Annotated in this window: 18 protein-coding genes and 1 other annotated feature; of the genes, 3 read left to right on the plus strand and 15 right to left on the minus strand. The window is 39.7% G+C overall.

What is annotated here, in order from left to right:
• Window position 1: 1 nt before the first annotated feature.
• Window positions 2-1270, minus strand: coding sequence for a histidine--tRNA ligase (gene hisS, locus BG04_RS08190; protein WP_028410586.1), 1269 nt, complete (start codon window positions 1268-1270; stop codon window positions 2-4).
• Window positions 1271-1338: 68 nt separating this feature from the next.
• Window positions 1339-1571: a binding site (T-box leader), on the minus strand.
• Between the two features lie 87 nt (window positions 1572-1658).
• A complete protein-coding gene (locus BG04_RS08195; protein ID WP_013059305.1) occupies window positions 1659-1835 on the minus strand; it encodes a hypothetical protein in 177 nt (58 codons plus the stop codon).
• Window positions 1836-2001: 166 nt separating this feature from the next.
• Here BG04_RS08195 and BG04_RS08200 point away from each other — a divergent pair, with 166 nt between their 5' ends.
• A complete protein-coding gene (locus BG04_RS08200; RefSeq protein WP_230586506.1) occupies window positions 2002-2886 on the plus strand; it encodes an N-acetylmuramoyl-L-alanine amidase family protein in 885 nt (294 codons plus the stop codon).
• Here the strand turns inward: BG04_RS08200 and dtd are convergent.
• From dtd to BG04_RS08230, 6 genes are all read right to left on the minus strand, one after another.
• Entirely contained in the window at window positions 2877-3338 is a 462-nt protein-coding gene (dtd, locus tag BG04_RS08205) for a D-aminoacyl-tRNA deacylase (protein WP_016765630.1), read from the minus strand. The two genes, BG04_RS08200 and dtd, sit on opposite strands and share 10 nt — an antisense overlap.
• Window positions 3339-3353: 15 nt before the next feature.
• Window positions 3354-5552 carry a RelA/SpoT family protein gene (locus tag BG04_RS08210; RefSeq protein ID WP_013059308.1) on the minus strand — a complete coding sequence of 733 codons (2199 nt, stop codon included), beginning with the start codon at window positions 5550-5552 and terminating at the stop codon, window positions 3354-3356.
• A 185-nt stretch (window positions 5553-5737) separates the two neighbouring features.
• A complete protein-coding gene (locus BG04_RS08215; protein WP_013059309.1) occupies window positions 5738-6250 on the minus strand; it encodes an adenine phosphoribosyltransferase in 513 nt (170 codons plus the stop codon).
• Between the two features lie 15 nt (window positions 6251-6265).
• The gene (recJ, locus tag BG04_RS08220) at window positions 6266-8608 is read right to left on the minus strand and encodes a single-stranded-DNA-specific exonuclease RecJ (protein WP_034648802.1); all 2343 of its coding nucleotides are present in this window, start codon (window positions 8606-8608) and stop codon (window positions 6266-6268) included.
• A gap of 140 nt (window positions 8609-8748) precedes the next feature.
• Window positions 8749-10986, minus strand: coding sequence for a protein translocase subunit SecDF (secDF, locus tag BG04_RS08225; protein ID WP_016765632.1), 2238 nt, complete (start codon window positions 10984-10986; stop codon window positions 8749-8751).
• Between the two features lie 137 nt (window positions 10987-11123).
• Window positions 11124-11417, minus strand: a complete 294-nt coding sequence (locus tag BG04_RS08230) for a post-transcriptional regulator (RefSeq protein ID WP_016765633.1) — start codon at window positions 11415-11417, stop codon at window positions 11124-11126.
• Window positions 11418-11541: 124 nt separating this feature from the next.
• Between BG04_RS08230 and spoVB the strand changes: the two genes are divergently transcribed.
• Window positions 11542-13092, plus strand: coding sequence for a stage V sporulation protein B (gene spoVB / locus BG04_RS08235; RefSeq protein ID WP_034654974.1), 1551 nt, complete (start codon window positions 11542-11544; stop codon window positions 13090-13092).
• Between the two features lie 20 nt (window positions 13093-13112).
• Here the strand turns inward: spoVB and BG04_RS08240 are convergent, their stop codons facing one another.
• Window positions 13113-13766 (minus strand): DUF421 domain-containing protein, encoded by a 654-nt coding sequence (locus BG04_RS08240; RefSeq protein ID WP_016765635.1) that lies wholly within the window; start codon window positions 13764-13766, stop codon window positions 13113-13115.
• A gap of 146 nt (window positions 13767-13912) precedes the next feature.
• Here BG04_RS08240 and BG04_RS08245 point away from each other — a divergent pair, with 146 nt between their 5' ends.
• Window positions 13913-14296 carry a TIGR04086 family membrane protein gene (locus BG04_RS08245; RefSeq protein WP_014458132.1) on the plus strand — a complete coding sequence of 128 codons (384 nt, stop codon included), beginning with the start codon at window positions 13913-13915 and terminating at the stop codon, window positions 14294-14296.
• Window positions 14297-14331: 35 nt separating this feature from the next.
• On the opposite strand, the gene yajC is transcribed toward BG04_RS08245, so the two are convergent.
• The 6 genes from yajC to ruvA all read right to left on the minus strand — a co-directional run bounded on the left by yajC (window position 14332) and on the right by ruvA (window position 18709).
• Window positions 14332-14595 (minus strand): preprotein translocase subunit YajC, encoded by a 264-nt coding sequence (yajC, locus tag BG04_RS08250; protein ID WP_013059316.1) that lies wholly within the window; start codon window positions 14593-14595, stop codon window positions 14332-14334.
• Between the two features lie 72 nt (window positions 14596-14667).
• Window positions 14668-15807, minus strand: a complete 1140-nt coding sequence (gene tgt, locus BG04_RS08255) for a tRNA guanosine(34) transglycosylase Tgt (RefSeq protein WP_013059317.1) — start codon at window positions 15805-15807, stop codon at window positions 14668-14670.
• A 23-nt stretch (window positions 15808-15830) separates the two neighbouring features.
• Window positions 15831-16859, minus strand: a complete 1029-nt coding sequence (queA, locus tag BG04_RS08260) for a tRNA preQ1(34) S-adenosylmethionine ribosyltransferase-isomerase QueA (protein WP_034648797.1) — start codon at window positions 16857-16859, stop codon at window positions 15831-15833.
• A 23-nt stretch (window positions 16860-16882) separates the two neighbouring features.
• The gene (locus tag BG04_RS08265; RefSeq protein WP_028411697.1) at window positions 16883-17083 is read right to left on the minus strand and encodes a DUF2905 domain-containing protein; all 201 of its coding nucleotides are present in this window, start codon (window positions 17081-17083) and stop codon (window positions 16883-16885) included.
• Entirely contained in the window at window positions 17080-18081 is a 1002-nt protein-coding gene (gene ruvB / locus BG04_RS08270; protein ID WP_013059320.1) for a Holliday junction branch migration DNA helicase RuvB, read from the minus strand. Before ruvB ends, BG04_RS08265 begins: the two co-directional genes overlap by 4 nt.
• Before the next feature lie 16 nt (window positions 18082-18097).
• Complete coding sequence (gene ruvA, locus BG04_RS08275) at window positions 18098-18709, minus strand: Holliday junction branch migration protein RuvA (RefSeq protein WP_013059321.1); 612 nt, start codon at window positions 18707-18709, stop codon at window positions 18098-18100.
• Window positions 18710-18872 lie beyond the last annotated feature (163 nt).

Below are 18872 nucleotides of genomic sequence, written 5' to 3' on the forward strand. Positions count from 1 at the left end.
CTTATACTTGTTCTTGCAAATAGCTGACCAATTGATCAATTGATACTTCTTGCTGTTCGCCAGATTCCATATTCTTTACGTTTACAACTTGTTTTGCTAGCTCATCTTCACCTAGAACAACAACAAATTTTGCTTGTACACGATCAGCTGCTTTAAACTGAGCTTTCATTTTTTTATCTTGATAATCTTTATCGGCTACAAAGCCTGCACGTCGAAGCGTATTTACAATTGAAACGGATTTTTCTTTTGCTTCATCGCCCATAGTTACTACATAGCAATCTACGCCTGTTTCTACCGGAAGCTCAATTCCTTCTGCTTCCAATGCAGATAATAAGCGTTCGATACTTAAAGCGAATCCGATACCCGGTGTTTCAGGTCCGCCGATTTCTTGAATCAGCCCATTATAACGGCCTCCGCCACAAAGAGTTGTAATGGCGCCAAATCCTTCTGCTTCACTCATTAGTTCAAATGCTGTGTGATTATAATAATCTAACCCGCGTACTAGCGTCGGATCTACAACATAGTCAATGTCTAAATCGGTTAAGTACTGCTGTACTTTTTCAAAATATTCTTTTGAATAGTCATTTAAATAATCAAGAATAGACGGCGCTGTAGCCATCAGTTCATGGTCCCGATCTTTTTTACAGTCTAAAATACGAAGAGGATTTTTCTCCAATCTGCTTTGGCAGTCGCTGCAAAACTCTCCAATGCGAGGTGCAAAGTGGTCAATAAGCGCTTGACGGTGAGCTTGACGACTTTCTGTATCTCCTAAACTGTTAACAACCAACTTTAATTTTTTCAATCCAAGCGATTGGTAAAAACTCATTAACAGGGCAAGAACTTCAGCATCAATAGCTGGATCATTTACCCCTAATGCTTCTACACCAAACTGAACGAATTGACGGAAACGTCCCGCTTGAGGTCGTTCATAGCGAAACATAGGACCAATATAAAACAGCTTTGTTGGCTGCGTTGGATTTCCAAACATCTTATTTGAAACAAATGATCGTCCAACTGCAGCTGTTCCTTCTGGACGAAGCGTTAAGCTGCGGTCACCTCGATCTTTAAATGTGTACATTTCTTTTTGCACGATATCTGTTGTTTCTCCCACTCCGCGCAAAAATAATTCAGTGTGTTCAAACATTGGTGTACGAATTTCTTGGTAGTTGAACGCACGGCAGATTTCTCTTGCTCGCTGTTCAACAAACTGCCAATATTCTACTTTGCCCGGTAAAATATCTTGTGTGCCTCTAGGTATTTGAACTGACATAACGTGATATGCCTCCTATTTTTTAAATTTACAATACAAAAAAACTCTCGCCTCTACTATTTTTCCATAGTAGGGACGAGAGTTAATCTCACGTGGTACCACCCTAATTGAAACATATGACATGTTTCCACTCATTTCGTTAACGCACGAACACGTTCATCTCCTACTAAGTTTCCCTTTTCAGAGTGAAGCCTCCTGAGTGTTCTTTCATAAAGTCATCATGTAGAAATGCTTTCAGCCTAAGACATTTCCTCTCTAGCCATGTGTCATCTTTACTACTTTTCTCGATCTTTGGCTTATCAATATAAAAATGTTATACATTCATTTTAATTTAGCAATTGCTTTCTATATTACGAATGAAATGAGCAGTTGTCAAGCACCTTTCATGTTAAGAGCGGTCTAATTGTTTTCTTAGTTTCTGAATATCTCGAAGCGTTAAACCAAATTCAGAAGCCAATTCAAGGGATGAAGCTTCACTTTCTCTGTCAATAAAATCATGAAAATGAATGCCAAATACCGGATTTACCTGCTGAAATGATTGTTCACCTTTTTCACTAAACTTCATCGTTTCTTCCTCCCTGCCTACACTTACTTATCCTTTTATTAGCATTGCCCAGAAAAGATGTTTTTACATAAGAAAAAGGATTTTTTTTATTTTCATCGAATACTCTATTTTGTTATAAAAAGGAGGTCTATCTATTCGCCATCTAAACATGAAGTCTGTATCTGTTTTGGCTGCAAGTATCCTTTTATTACTGTGTTCTTCCTCATTTGAGCGCCCAAATGTACCGGTCCATCAACCCATTATTGTAACAGCTGACTCTCTTCATGTACGCAGCGGTCCAGGACGTTCATTTTCAATTACAAATAAATTGACGAAGAATACAAGACTATCCGTTTCAGACCGTCAAGGAGATTGGTATTATGTAGAAAGCTCGGATATTCAAGGATGGGTGTTTAAAAAATTCACGAAAACCGTAGCGCTTCGCAGCGTTCAGCCTAGCATGCAGGTAGCGCAGCGCCAGCCTGTTTATACGCTGAGTAAAAGCTTGCAGCACTTAAAGGGCAAAACAATTATTATTGATGCAGGCCATGGAGGAAAAGACAAAGGAGCCATCGGCACACAGGGCACATATGAAAAAGACCTCACTCTTCGAACAGCACTTATTTTACAAAACAAACTTCAAAAAGAAGGCGCACACGTCATTTTAACCCGCACCCATGATGAGTACCTTCTACTTTCACAGCGCACGCTGCAATCGACTAAAGCAGATGCTTTTATAAGCATTCACTACAACAGTACGAACAGCTCACAGCTAACTGGCCTTATGACGTATTATTACCATCAGCATCAGGACAGTCCACTCACACATTCTATTCATCAGTCCCTTATTAATCATGCAAAATTAAAAGACAAAGGAGAACGTTTTGGAAACTATTATGTTCTTCGCGAAAATACACGTCCGAGTACATTAATTGAACTAGGCTTTTTAAGCAACGAACGGGAAGAAACGTATATTAATTCCATCAGTTATCAGCAAATGATTACGTCCGCTATCGCTGAAGGATTAAATCACTACTTTCAAAGCAAAGAAAAAACGCAGACTCATCTGTGAGCCTGCGTTTTTTCTTTGCTTTCTACAATAAGCGTGACCGGTCCGTCATTTGTAAATGATACGTCCATCATTTCACCAAATGCGCCGGTTTCTACTCGAACATTTTTTTCTGATAATATTTTATTAAAATAGTTGTAAAGCGTTACAGCATGATCTGGCCTAGCAGCTCCCATAAAGTTTGGTCTTCTGCCTTTTCGGCAATCTCCGTACAGCGTAAATTGAGATACCGATAAAATTTCTCCTTCTACATCTAGAAGCGACAAATTCATTTTGCCAGACTCATCATCAAACACTCGCAAATTCACAATTTTATCCGCTACATACTCTGCATCAGCTTCAGTATCGTCATGGGTAATGCCCACTAAAAGCATATATCCGTGCTTAATCTCACCGACCGTCTCACCTGCAACAGTTACTTTTGCATTCTTTGCTCTTTGTACGACTACTCTCATGTATAACGACCTTTCTTAATGCATAATTCGGCGAACTGAATAAATGTCTCGAAGCTGCTTAATGCGCTCAACCACTTTATGAAGGTGACTGATGTTATGAATAGAAATTGACATATGAATCGTAGCCATTTTGTTTCGGTCCGATTTTCCTGAAACGGCTGAAATATTCGTTTTAGTCTCGTTTACAACCTGCAGAACTTCATTTAGTAAGCCCCTGCGGTCGTATCCGGAAATTTCAATTTCCACGTTAAACTCTTTGCCTTCTTTAATATGTGTTTCCCACTCTACAGGAATAAGGCGGCTTTCAGCATCATCTGTGTGAACGTTTAAACAATCTGCTCTATGAACAGATACTCCTCGCCCCTTTGTAATAAAACCAACAATCTCATCTCCAGGAACTGGATTACAGCATTTAGACAAGCGAATCAGCATGTTCTCTACACCCGGTACAATAACCCCGGAATCTTTTCGTTTATGCTGGCGAACACGCTTGGCCGCAGTGTCGCGTGCAATATCATCAATTTGGATCTCTTGTTCTTGATCGCGCTGCTTTCTCCACTTCTCGGTTAAACGATTAGCTACTTGAGCCGCAGTTAATCCGTTATACCCAATAGCTGCATACATATCATCTTCGTTTGAGAAATTAAACTTCTCCGCTACTCGTTTGATATTATCAGCTGTTAATACTTCTTTTAAGTCAAACTCCATTTGACGAATTTCTTTTTCAACCAGCTCTTTGCCTTTTTCAATATTTTCATCGCGGCTTTGCTTTTTAAAGAATTGGCGAATTTTATTTTTGGCTTGAGACGTTTGAGCAAGCTTTAACCAGTCCTTGCTTGGACCATACGAATGCTTAGATGTCAAAATTTCGATAATGTCCCCCGTTTTCAAACGGTAATCAAGCGTAACCATCTTGCCGTTGACTTTTGCTCCAATAGTTTTATTTCCGATTTCAGAATGAATACGATAGGAAAAATCAATTGGAACAGAACCCGAAGGAAGCTCAATGACGTCGCCTTTTGGCGTAAAAATGTAAACCATGTCGGAAAACAAGTCAACTTTTAGAGATTCCATAAATTCTTCTGCATCGTTTGCGTCATTTTGAAATTCTAAAATTTCTCTAAACCACGTCAACTTTTCTTCAAATGAAGCATGCTCAGCTGTTTTTCCCTCTTTGTAAGCCCAATGAGCAGCAATTCCATACTCAGCAATTTGGTGCATGTCAAACGTTCGAATTTGAACTTCTAACGGATCACCTTTTGGTCCGATAACCGTCGTATGAAGAGACTGGTACATATTTTGTTTTGGCATTGCAATATAATCTTTGAAACGTCCCGGCATTGGCTTCCAGCACGTGTGAATAATTCCTAACACCGCATAGCAGTCTTTAATGCTATTTACAATAATGCGCACAGCTAGTAAATCGTAAATTTCATTAAACTGCTTGTTTTGCAGTGCCATTTTACGATAGATGGAATAAATATGTTTTGGACGTCCTGAAATTTCAACTTTAATCGACACTTCATCTACTTGCTCTCGAACTTCATCAATAACTTCAGCCAAATACTGCTCGCGTTCCGCACGCTTTTTCTTCATCAAATTTACAATGCGATAATATTGCTGAGGATTTAAGTAACGTAAAGCTGTATCTTCAAGCTCCCACTTAATTTTTGAAATACCGAGACGATGAGCAAGAGGAGCAAAAATTTCAAGCGTTTCATTTGAAATGCGTCGCTGCTTTTCCTGCGGTAAATGCTTTAGCGTACGCATGTTATGAAGACGATCCGCAAGTTTGATCAATATAACTCGAATATCTTGAGCCATTGCCACAAACATCTTGCGATGATTTTCAGCCTGCTGCTCTTCTTTAGACTTATATTTAATTTTCCCAAGTTTCGTTACGCCGTCTACTAACATTGCTACTTCTTCATTAAAAGCTTTTTCTAAATCCTTTAGTGTTATCTCTGTATCTTCAACCACATCATGTAGAAATCCAGCTGCAATTGTTGCTGGATCCATATCTAGATCAACTAAAATTCCTGCGACTTGAATCGGGTGGATAATATATGGTTCACCCGACTTGCGATATTGTTCTTTGTGAGCTTCTTTTGCAAAATCATATGCTTTTTGTACAAAAGCCACGTCTTCTTCATTTAAATATCGCTTCGTATTGTCAATGACCTGTTCCGCTGTTAGGACTTGCTCATTTGCCATGAAATCACCTTTTATCAACTAGCATTTTTAATTCATATTGTAACTATTATCTTGAAAAAATCCAAGGATGTAAAGCCTTTGCGTCTAATTTATGAAATTTACATCATTTCCATTTTACGTATTAACGTTTTTTAACGAAAAAAGAGCACCTGTATCAGGTACTCTTTTTTATGTGATCGTTCTTCTTAATACGTCATTAATGTGAATACATCGTAACCGTCTAGTTTGTCACGGCCGTCAAGGTAAGAAAGTTCAATTAAGAACGCAGCTCCAACAACAATTCCGCCTAATTCTTCGACAAGCTTAATCGTCGCTTCAATTGTACCGCCTGTTGCTAATAAATCATCTGTAATCAACACGCGCTGACCTGGCTTAATTGCATCTTTGTGAATCGTTAATACGTCTTTACCGTATTCTAAACCGTAATCTACTTTGATTACTTCACGCGGTAATTTTCCTTCTTTACGAACAGGTGCAAAGCCGATACCTAGCGCGTATGCTACTGGACAACCAACGATAAATCCGCGAGCTTCCGGTCCTACGATAATATCAACTTGTTTATCATTGGCATATTTTACAATCTCATCCGTTGCGGCACGGTATGCGTCACCGTTATCCATTAATGTTGAGATATCTTTAAATGTAATACCTGGTTTTGGCCAGTCAGGTACAATTGTAATATAATCTTTAAAATTCATTCTAATGTTGCCTCCTCATTCAATCGAACGCTTAAAAATATCTTGAAAGTGATTTTTAAGCTGTACATATGACGTATAAATAAAGTTTTTTTCTATTTCAATCTGCTGCTGCTTTTGGCGATAAGTCGCAGATTCTATTAAATCACGTTTCGCAGAATTTTTCACTAACGAAATTAAGCCATTGTTTATTGTAACAAATTCTAACTCAAAAAACACCTTTGCCATAAAATCAATCGTTTCTTTCGACCAGCCCTTATGAATCGCTAAATCTTCTTTGTAGCGTTTTAAATCAAAAGGACCCTTTTTCGCTAAAAAGCCATAGAACCATTTAAAGTGATCGCGAGTTGGGATTGTATCAAAATAATGGTCTTCTTCCGTTAAGAAAATAGCGTATATTCTAGAAGGAATACCTTGGAAAAACAAAGCTTCAAGCCACTTCTGTGAAGGAGGCAAATCTAATAAAACAATCTGTTCCCCTGCAAACATACATGCTTTTGCCTGTTCTTCATCTTGAATAAGAACAACATGCTCCATCGGCAGCATCGACTTGTATTTATCAATTGTTGAATCGTGAAAAGCAACAACTTTCATTTGATCCGTGAATACCTGCTCAAAGAAACGTTTGACATCAATAGCACTGCGATAATCAAACATCTGCCACTCATCTACAGAGATATCTTCTACCATCAGCTGCGGTTTGCGCATATTGTTCCACTCATTAATAGATAGTTCACCTACTAATGATACTTTAGCTATAGGAGATACTTCATCTAATATATAGCCTAACCCAAATCCTACTGCATCAACCGATACACCGCTGTCTTCAAATACCAGTTTTAAATGATTTTTATTAGCACCAATTTTCCGCATAGATGTTGTATGAACATCTTTAATGAGAACTTTTGGCTTCGGGTTATGCATACCAAATGGAGCAAGCGCACTCATTTGTTCAATGTTTTCCAGCGTAATTTCCTCTGTTGTGCATACTGTATCAACTGATGTAATTGGAATAAAATCCTGTTCGGTTAACACGTTGCTTGCTTGTTCATTAAGACGTGTGCGCAGCTCTTCTACATCATCGCTGTTTAACGTCATGCCGGCTGCCATTGGATGCCCTCCAAAATGCGGCAAAATGTCACGGCATTTAGATAAGTTCGCGAATAAGTCAAAGCCTTCGATACTTCTTGCTGAACCTTTGGCAATACGGTTTTCAGAGTCAATACTTAGTACAATTGTTGGTCTGTAGAACTTTTCTACGAGCCTAGAAGCGACAATTCCAACAACACCTGCATTCCATCCTTCTCCCTCTACAATAAGAACGCTGTTTTCATCCGGAGGATACATATTTTCAACAAATTCAACGGCTTCTTCCGTAATATCGTTTACGATTTGCTGCCTTACCTTGTTTAACGCATCAATTTCTTTAGCTAAACCTTTTGCTTCTTCAGCATTTGTTGTCATAAGCAAGTGAACAGCTGGATCAGCATCTTGAAGACGTCCTACTGCATTAATGCGAGGAGCCATAGCAAATCCAATTGTATCTTCAGTAATTTCTTCGCGTTTTACTCCACATACGCTCAGCAGCGCTTCAATTCCAGTGCGCTTCGTGAGCTTGAGATAGTCAAGACCTTTGCGAGCAATTAAGCGGTTTTCGTCGACTAAAGGAACCAAGTCAGCAATCGTCCCAATCACTGCTAGTTCTAACAAATGTTCCGGAAGCTCCCCTAACAGCGCATGAGCGAGTTTAAAAGCCACTCCTACACCCGCCAGTTCTTTAAATGGATATGTACTTCCCGGCAGCTTTGGATGAATAATTGCATACGCATCCGGTAAAATCGGACCCGGCTCGTGGTGATCCGTAATAATTAAATCAAAATCTAATTCACGTGCATACGCCGTTTCTTCGACTGCCGAAATACCTGTGTCTACCGTAATCACCAGCTGATAGCCGCCTGCGTTTATTTTATCAAATGCTGCCTTATTCGGCCCATAACCTTCTGTAAAGCGATTAGGAATATAAAAATCAGTATCAGCGCCGAGCTGCTGTAAAGCAGATAACATAACAGAAGTACTGCTGACGCCGTCCGCATCGTAATCTCCATAGATCATAATTTTTTCATTATGATCAATTGCTTGCTGAATACGAGCTACCGCTTTGTCCATATCGTGCAATAAAAACGGATCGTGGAACGTTTGTGCATCAACGTGTAAAAACTCACGTGCCGCTTCTACTGTTGTCATGCCTCTATTAAGTAATAACGAAGCTACTAGAGGTGTAATATTGAGGTTTTCTACAAATTCATTAACAAGTTGTTCATCACATTCTTGAACATTCCAACGTTTTTTTGACTGTAACATGTCTCTTCACCCCTTAACCCACATTATTATACTAGAGTGGATGAAATGGAGCAACGAAAGAAAATAAGCATATTTTTCTGACAGTGCGCCTTGAATTTTCACAAACAAAAAAACGTGCGAACACTTCGCACGTTTTTGAATTACTTGCTTTCTACTTCTTTTTGTTCCTCGCGCTTCAACTGTTTCCCTTTCCACACAAGCCATAGCTGAGCAGCAATAAACACAGATGAATATGCACCAAGAATTAAACCTACTAACAGGGCAATTGAGAAGTTTTGAATTGATTCACTTCCGAATACAAGAAGTGCTACAACTGCAATCACAACTGTTAACACGGTGTTCATTGAACGAGTAAACGTTTCACGCAAGCTTAAATTTACGATAAACGCCAAATCGTCAAACGTTTTGGATTTGAATTTCTGCATATTTTCACGAATGCGGTCAAACGTAACAATCGTATCGTTAATTGAGTAACCAACAATCGTCAAGACAGCGGCGATAAACGTTAAATCTACCTCTAGCTTTGTTAAGCTAAAGACCGTAACGATAAAAAACGCATCATGCAACAAAGCAAGCACGGCTGCAAGCGCCATGTAGAACTCGAATCGAATCGTTACATAGATGATAATTCCAATTGAAGCAATTACAATCGCCATCATTGCATTTTTCGCCAGTTCTTTTCCAACTGTCGGCGAAACGGTGCTTACGTTTGGTTCAGAACCGTATTTATCTTTAAAGTGATCTTTTAAGTTGGCAATTTCTTTTTTATTCAAGACCCCAACTACACGTACAACACCCGTATCATTACTTTTTCCTGTAATGACTACGTCATCCGTTTTGATATCAAGAGACTTCATTTCACGCTGTATCTCAGCCTGCGTAACGGTATGATTTGCCGGAATCTCTATGCGAGTTCCGCTCGTAAAGTCAATACCTAGGTTCAGCCTAAACACAGCAACCGAGATAATACCGATAATGACGAGCACGCTTGAGAATGTGAAGAACGCTTTACGGTATTTAACAAAGTCAATTTTATCCCACACTGTAGGTAAAACGGTTGTGCCGTCATCTTTGCTTAAATCGTGAATTTGCTCTTTCTTCACGCCAAAGTAGCCTGGTTTTTTATCAAACCAGCGGCTGTTTACTAAAAGACTCATTAATAATCGCGTACCGTATACGGCCGTAATAAAACTTAGCACAATCCCGATCATTAATGTTGTTGCAAATCCTTTTACTGAACTTTGACCATAAAAGAATAATACAAGAGCCGCTAACATCGTTGTAATATTGGCATCAAAAATGGTCGCAAGTGAGCGACGATTTCCTGCCCGGTAGGCCGATATAACAGACCTTCCTGTTTTCAGTTCATCTTTAATCCGCTCGTACGTAATGATATTCGCATCTACTGCCATACCTACACCGAGAATAAGAGCCGCGATACCTGGAAGCGTCATAACCACATGCATCAAGTCAAATACAAGCAGGTTTAAATACACGTAGAAGCTGAGTGTAATAATGGCAATAAGCCCCGGTAAACGGTAGAAAAACAGCATGTAAAGGAATATAATTCCAATTCCAATAATACCCGCTAATATAGTCGTGTGAAGAGCTTCTTCCCCAAACTGCGCTCCAACGGATGTAGAGTATAGCTCATCTAATTTAACCGGCAACGACCCGGCATTTAGCAATTCCGCCAGCTGCGTTGCACTTTTCACTGTGAAGTTGCCACCTGAAATCTCAACATCTGGCTGTGTTAACACGCTGCTAACAGAGGCTGCAGACAGGTACTTCGGATTTTGTTTTGTCGCTTCTTTTTGGTACGAGTCTTTTCCTTCTTCATAGTCCAGCCAAATGACAATTAAATTGTTAGGTGCTGGTTTTTGAGAAAGCTCTCGCGTGATCTTTTCAAATTTTTTCGCATTTTTTAACTTTAGTGAGACGCTAGGCTGATTGCTTTGGTCAAACGATTGCTTTGCTCCGCCTTGCGCTAAGTCTGTACCATCCATCAGCACCTTATCGTTCACGTCACGGAACGTTAAGTTTGCTTGAGTTGATAACAGATCCCTGGCTTGCTTTTGATTCGTGACACCAGCTAGCTGAACGCGGATGCGGTCGTTTCCTTCAATTTGAATGCTGGGCTCACTAACTCCCAGTACATCGACACGTTGACGCAGCGCTTCAACCGTGCTGTTAAGTGCCTTTTTGTCAATGACATCGCCTTTTTTAGCTGGACTGACTTTATATAAAATTTCAAATCCACCTTGAAGGTCGAGGCCAAGTTTAATATCTTTTGTAATTCCAGTCATCGTTGTTCCGATTGTACTAAACACAAGCAGTACTAAGAGGAAAAAGGCAACGATACGTCCTCTTTTAACCATCGACAGAAAATCCTCCTTCTTATGTAAAAAACATGAAATGATAACAATAGATAAATGACCAATCTAATTATCATTCATAACCTAATGTCTGTCAAATAAAGACCTTATCAAATTTTAATACATGTATTTTACAAACTCTACTTTAATAATTCTTTCCAGTCTTCTCCATTATTAACACTTGAGAACATATCAGATTTATAAGATTCAATTGTTACATAGCTCATCACCTGCGTGATCTTAACAGATAAAATATCATTTACCACTTGATGGAGAGATAGCTCTCTTTCTTTTTTCCATTTTTTCATTTCTAAATAACCCAATAAATCGTTCTCCGTTACTTCTTCATATCCAAGCATATGAAATTCTTCCATTTTGCTGGATAAGACAGGCTGTATAAGTTCTTTCGAAGCTGAAATAAATGGATGTGTCATATCGATCCTCCTTCCTGTTTGACATTTTGCGTAAAATTTCTTTCTCGTATGAGGAATACTTGTCATGCTTGGACACCGACGGCGCATATATTCACTGTATAAACCTCAAGAAAGCAGTGAGTATATGTCTAAATTTTTACAGGGAACTATTATTTTAATAATTGCTGGCTTAATTACACGTGTACTCGGGTTTGTCAATCGAATTGTGGTGGCTCGAATGATTGGAGACGAAGGTGTGGGACTTTATATGATGGCGGTCCCCACGCTGGTATTAGTAATCACCTTAACACAGCTTGGGCTACCGGTTGCCATATCCAAGTTAGTGGCAGAAGCAGAAGCTTTAGGTGACAGGCATAAAATAAAAAAAATACTTGTCGTCTCTTTAAGCATTACGTGTACGCTTAGCGTTTTATTTACGCTCGGATTAATATTATTCGCTCCCGTTGTAGCAAAAACCTTCTTTACAGATTCACGTACGATCTATCCGCTGCTGGCGATTATTCCTGTTATTCCAATCATCGCCGTTTCGTCTGTCATCCGCGGATATTTTCAAGGAAAGCAGCAAATGAAGCCTGCTGCTTATTCTCAAATTATCGAACAAGTGGTGCGCATTACGTTAATTGCCGTATGTACAAAAGCATTTTTGCCCTATGGAATTGAGTACGCTGCGGCTGGTGCTATGCTATCTTCCGTATTTGGAGAACTAGCTTCACTGTTTTACATGATGTTTATGTTCAAGCGAAAGAAGAAAATAACGGTAAGACGAAAATTTTTTGCTTCTTTACATGCGGGCAAAGATACGTTCTTTGACTTAATGGGAATTGCTCTTCCCACGACAGGAAGCCGCATGATTGGGTCAATTTCTTGGTTTTTAGAACCGATTGTAGTAGCTCAAAGTTTAGCAATTGCAGGAGTAGCGACAGCTGTAGCAACGAAGCAGTACGGAGAATTAACAGGCTTTGCACTCCCTCTCCTGATGCTGCCTTCTTTTGTAACGGTGTCTCTATCCACGTCTTTGGTTCCCGCAATCAGTGAATCTCTTGCACAGAATCAAATGAAGCAAATCGAATATCGACTTCATCAAGCTCTCCGCTTGTCGTTTGTAACAGGCGGGCTAGCCGTTGTTGTTCTTTATGTATTTGCTAATCCGGTAATGGAATTGATGTATGGTTCTGACAAAGCTGCTATTTTTGTCAAAGTAATGGCGCCTTTTTTTATCTTTTATTACTTTCAAGGGCCGCTTCAAGCTGTTCTGCAGGCGCTAGACCTTGCAAAAGCCGCCATGATTAACAGTTTTATAGGAGCAGCGGTCAAAACATCTCTTATCTTCTTACTCGCAACTCAGCCAAATCTAGGCATTATGGGAGCTGGTCTTGCAATTGTTGTGGGAATGATGCTTGTCACTCTTTTACACCTGTCTACCGTCATGAAAAAAATCACGTATAAGATTCATGTGTTTGAGTATCTTCGCAGTTTTTCTGTAATGGGGATATCAGGTTTTACCGGACACTTCGCTTATATGAACCTTTTCACTTCCATCCCTTTGAGCTTACGAACCGTTTTATCGATTGCACTTACAAGCATTGTATACGTACTGTTTTTGCTGCTTTTTAGACTGATAACAAAAGAAGAATTAAACCGTTTTTCTGTTTTACGCTATTTTAAACGAAAATAAAACGCGGAGCAATCCGCGTTTTATTGTTTCACATCTACCAAATCTATAAAAAATTTTCCGTTGTCATAGCTGCAATATGAAACCTTATCTAAGTTTGAATACCCTAGCTTTTCCAGCTCTGTCTTTAACCATTCCGTCGTTTTATGTTCATGTAGCAGATGCTCTTCTTGAATAATGCCATCAATGATAAAAGGCAAATTCAAATTGCCTTTTTTGCCTGATTGCTGATCTTTCTCAAACACGGACAGCCTTCCTGAAGATTCTAAAATAGCAAATTCAACATCAGCTACATTTTTTATATTTTTATCACGCAGCTGCACGAGCAAGTCATTGAAGTTATATCGCTGCCTTTTCATTTCATGTTCGTTTATTTTTCCATTTTCAATGATAATACTAGGTTTGCCATCAATAAAATTTCGCATTCGATTGCTTTTAAGAGACCATATAGCTAAGCCGATTTGAATAATAAGAAGCGTTAACATCGGAAGAATTGAATACAGCAAAGGATCTTTTGGGTTTTCAATAGCCATTACTGCCATTTCAGCAATCATAATAAAGACAACTAAATCCAAAATGCTCAGCTCTCCTATTTCCCTTTTACCCATGACGCGAAAAATAATTAAAACTACTACGTATAAAAGCACGGTTCGCGCAACCATGATCAATAGTTCCACTGCAAAGACCTCCTTTATGTATTCCCTTGTAGTTTGTACCATTTATTTTAAAATAGCCTTACTTTTATGCGTCTATTTTGAAGTCATCCCGAATATGCTCGTACTAAGGGTTCACCTATCTTTTTATTTCATGGGGGGGAAACAAGTTGGGTGCAAAACGAATGAGCAATGCTGTATTTGCAGGAGTAGCAACAATCTTAGTGATGGCTTTAGCGATTAGCATTATCTTTTCGCTTATTTTAAAATTTACATCGCTTGAAGAACAGTCGGTCCGTTTATTTTTACTTATTCTCTCATTTATTACACTGTTTATCGGAGGATTTATCGCGGGAGGACGAAACGGTTCAAAAGGACTTCTCGTTGGAGGAGCCACTGGTATTTCTTATTCTTTTTTAATGTTTTTACTACAATTTCTCGGCTATAGTCACCTGTTTTCTGCACAGCAGCTCTTATTTCACGCTGGATTTATTGGAGTCGCTATTCTAGGGGGAATTGTTGGCGTAAACATTGCCGGTTCACGAGAAGCATAAAAAAACGTCACGTACATGTACGTGACGTTTTTTTATTAATCTACGCTTCTTACTTCACGAATAGCATTGCGGTCAAACGTTAATTTTGAACCGTCAGTGCTGCGAACCACAACTTGTGACTCATCGATTGCGTCTACCAAACCGTGCATACCGCCAATTGTAACAACCTTATCACCTTTTTTAAGTGCTGATTGCATTTGCTGTACGTTTTTTTGACGTTTTTGCTGTGGACGGATTAACAAGAAATAGAAAATGACAAACATTAAAAGTAATGGCCAAATATTTTGTAAAACACCCATGAAAACTCCTCCTTTTATTTATATTATCAACAGGTACTCATTCATAAATTTGATGAAAATTCCTGTAGTGACCTAGAAATTCTTTGCGTCTGGACCGTTAAACCCATATTTTTCAAAGAACTCATCACGGAAATCGCCAAGTCGGTCTTCGCGAATGGCTTCACGGACTTGCTCCATTAAGTTTAGCAGAAAATATAAGTTATGGTAAGATGTTAAACGAATTCCAAACGTTTCATTACAACGAATTAAGTGGCGAATATACGCTCTTGAATAATTTTGACACGTGTAGCAGTCACAGTTTGGATCAATCGGACCGAAGTCTTCTGCATATTTTGCATTTTTAACAACAAGACGACCTTCGCTTGTCATAAGCGTTCCGTTACGTGCAATACGCGTTGGTAATACGCAATCAAACATATCGATCCCGCGAATCGCTCCATCAATTAACGAGTCAGGTGATCCTACTCCCATTAAATAACGTGGTTTATCGGTTGGTAAGTATGGCGTCGTAAACTCAAGCACACGATTCATCACATCTTTTGGTTCTCCAACTGACAGCCCTCCCACAGCATAACCTGGGAAGTCCATTGAAACTAAATCAGCTGCACTTTGACGGCGTAAATCTTCAAACTCTCCGCCTTGAACAATTCCAAAAAGACCTTGGTCTTGAGGGCGGCTGTGAGCCTCAAGGCATCGCTCTGCCCAGCGGCTTGTGCGTTCAACTGAACGTTTTAAGTAGTCATATTCTGCTGGATAAGGTGGGCATTCATCAAATGCCATCATAATATCAGACCCAAGCGCATTTTGGATGTCCATCGCTTTTTCTGGAGATAAGAAAAGCTTGTCTCCATTCAAATGGTTGCGGAAATGGACGCCTTCTTCTTCAATACGGCGCAAATCACTTAAGCTAAAAACTTGGAAGCCGCCTGAATCCGTTAAGATGGGACGATCCCAGTTCATAAATTTATGAAGGCCTCCCGCTTTTTTAACAATTTCATGACCAGGACGAAGCCATAAATGATACGTATTACTTAAAATAATGCCTGCTCCCATTGCTTTTAAATCTTCCGGAGACATTGTTTTTACTGTAGCTAATGTGCCTACTGGCATAAAAATAGGCGTTTCAAATGAGCCGTGAGGCGTATGGACAATCCCTAAACGCGCTCCTGTTTGTTTACAAGTTTTTATATGTTCGTAACGAATTGCTGTCATTGATGTATTCCTTTCATGTTAAATTACAAAATTAGCATCGCGTCGCCGAAGCTGAAAAAGCGATACTTCTCTACTACAGCTTGTTCATAGGCAGAAATGACGTTTTCTCTTCCTGCTAAGGCACTTACAAGCATAATGAGCGTAGATTTTGGAAGGTGGAAATTTGTAATCATTCCATCAATTGCTTTAAATTCATACCCTGGGAAGATAAAAATGTTGGTCCAGCCTGAAGAAGCAACAAATTTGCCGTTATGCTCAGTTGCAATCGTTTCAAGGGTACGGGTAGAAGTTGTGCCTACTGAAATAATGCGACCGCCTTTTTCGCGTACGCTGTTTAGTAAAGCAGCGGTTCCTTCACTCACTTGATAAAACTCTGAGTGCATATCGTGCTCTTCTAAGTCGTCAACGCTGACTGGACGGAATGTACCCAATCCGACATGAAGCGTTAAAAATGCAATATGCACACCTTTTTCTTTTAACTGTTCAAGCATCTCTTCTGTAAAGTGAAGACCTGCTGTTGGCGCTGCTGCAGAACCTTGTTCGCGAGCAAAAACCGTTTGGTAGCGTTCTTGATCATCCAAGCGCTCTTTAATATAAGGAGGCAGCGGCATTTCTCCCAGTTGTTCTAGAACCTCATAAAAGATGCCTTCATAGTTGAATTCTAACAAACGTCCGCCTTGGTCGCTCGTTTCTTTACATACAGCTGTCAGACGTCCGTCACCAAACGAAATAACCGTGCCTTCTTTTACTCGCTTAGCCGGTTTTACAAGTGTCTCCCACGTATCGCCTTGTGTTTGTTTTAAAAGCAATACTTCAATATTAGCACCTGTATCTTCTTTTGTCCCAAATAACCGTGCAGGAAGAACACGCGTGTCGTTTAACACTAAACAATCTCCTTCTTGCACATAATCAAGAAGGTCATGAAACATATGATGCTTCACACTTCCTGTTTCTTTGTTTAATACCATGAGTCTTGACGCATCTCGCTGCTCAAGTGGTGTTTGCGCAATCAATTCTTCTGGTAAATGAAAATCAAATAAATCTACTTTCAAAATGTTCACCTGTTTCTACTTAATTATTTAAATCTGCCAATTACATAAAAAATAAGTGATAACACAACGCTTACTAGAATACATGTCACAATCGGGAAATAAAAGGTTGTATTTCCTTTTTTGATAAAAATATCGCCAGGAAGCTTGCCAACAAACTGCCATAACAGCCCAATGACGACTAAAATGCCCCCTAATGTGATAAGCATCTTAGGCATATCATTCACTGATCAGGCACCTCCAGCTGAAAATGATCATAAACCAAAGGCGTCACGATTCGTCCTCGCGGCGTCCGCTGCAAAAAGCCGATTTGCAATAGATACGGCTCGTATACGTCTTCAATTGTGTGAGACTCTTCACCAATAGTAGCCGATATTGTGTCTAACCCTACAGGTCCGCCCCTAAATTTTTCGATAATCCCTCTTAATAATTTATGGTCAATATGATCAAGACCTAAACGGTCCACCTGCAACATTTCTAATGCTTCGTTGGCAAGCCTTTCGGTTATGGCTCCGTCTCCTTTGACCTGAGCAAAATCTCTGACTCTTCGAAGCAAGCGATTCGCAATACGCGGAGTTCCCCTAGCACGCCTAGCCATCTCAAACGTAGCTTTCTCATCAATCTCTACATCTAAAATAGCGGCTGTCCTTTCTACTATCGAAGCAAGATCTTCTTCTTGGTAATATTCTAAACGGCTTAAAACGCCGAAGCGATCACGCAAAGGAGAAGATAAAAGCCCGGCTCTTGTCGTTGCACCTACTAGCGTAAACGGAGGCAAATCCAGACGGACGGAGCGTGCACTCGGTCCTTTTCCAATAACAATATCCAAACAGAAATCTTCCATTGCTGGGTATAGTACTTCTTCAACCGAACGATTTAATCGATGAATTTCATCAATAAAAAGCACATCTCCAGGCTCTAAGCTGGTTAAAACTGCGGCTAAGTCGCCTGGACGCTCAATGGCTGGCCCTGAGGTCGTTCGGATTTGCACGCCCATTTCATTAGCGATAATAGTAGCAAGGGTTGTTTTCCCCAATCCTGGAGGACCATATAAGAGCACGTGATCTAACGTTTCGCTTCGCATTTTGGCAGCTTTAATAAAAATGTCCAGATGGGATTTTACTTTATGCTGACCAATATACTGCTGTAAGGTTTGCGGCCGCAAACTCTGCTCGATGATTTCTTCTTCACCAAGAACATCTCCCGTTACAATACGATCGTCCATTTTACTCCTCCCTTACTTATTGTTTCAATAATCGTTTTAGCGCTTCTTTAATATACTGATCCGTTGTCATCGTTTCCTTCATTAAAGCCGGAACAATTTTTTTGATTTCTCTTTCTGCATAACCTAATACTTTAAGTGCTTCAATCGCTTCATCGAGGGCTTCTGAACTTTGAGATTTGACTTCTTGTGCGTCCAAATCTGCAAATAAAGAAGGGACGGCATCTGGTACAATATCATGCAGCTTTCCTTTTAAATCTAGAATCATCTGTCGAGCTGTTTTTTTACCTACTCCTGGAAACTTAACTAAAAACTTCTCGTCTTCCTCTTCCACAGCTTGGACAACCTGCGCTGGATTACCTGACGCTAAAATAGCTAAACCGCCTTTTGGGCCGATTCCTGACACGCTAATTAACTTCATAAATAAATCCTTTTGTTCTCGGGAAGCAAACCCGTAAAGTGCAATTACATCTTCTCTTACATATTGATAGGTGTAAACCGTCTTTGGTTGTTCATCAATTGAAAATACATATGGATTCGGCGTAAAGACTTGATAGCCTATCCCGTTGTTTTCGATTACTACATACTCAGGATTTATATATGTAACAGTGCCTTTGATATAATCAAACAATAAGCTCTCTCCTTAATCACGTACGCGCGGGCAGTGACCTTCAACTTTGCCTACGAAGAATCCTGCCCGCATCGTTCTCTATTTTCCTTTAAAGTTGCTTTTTAAAAAGACGTTCAAGAGAACGTTTGCCTCTTTTCATCTTTGTCAACCTATTTTTACAATA

It is taken from the genome of Priestia megaterium NBRC 15308 = ATCC 14581 (assembly GCF_000832985.1).
Lineage (GTDB): Bacteria > Bacillota > Bacilli > Bacillales > Bacillaceae_H > Priestia > Priestia megaterium.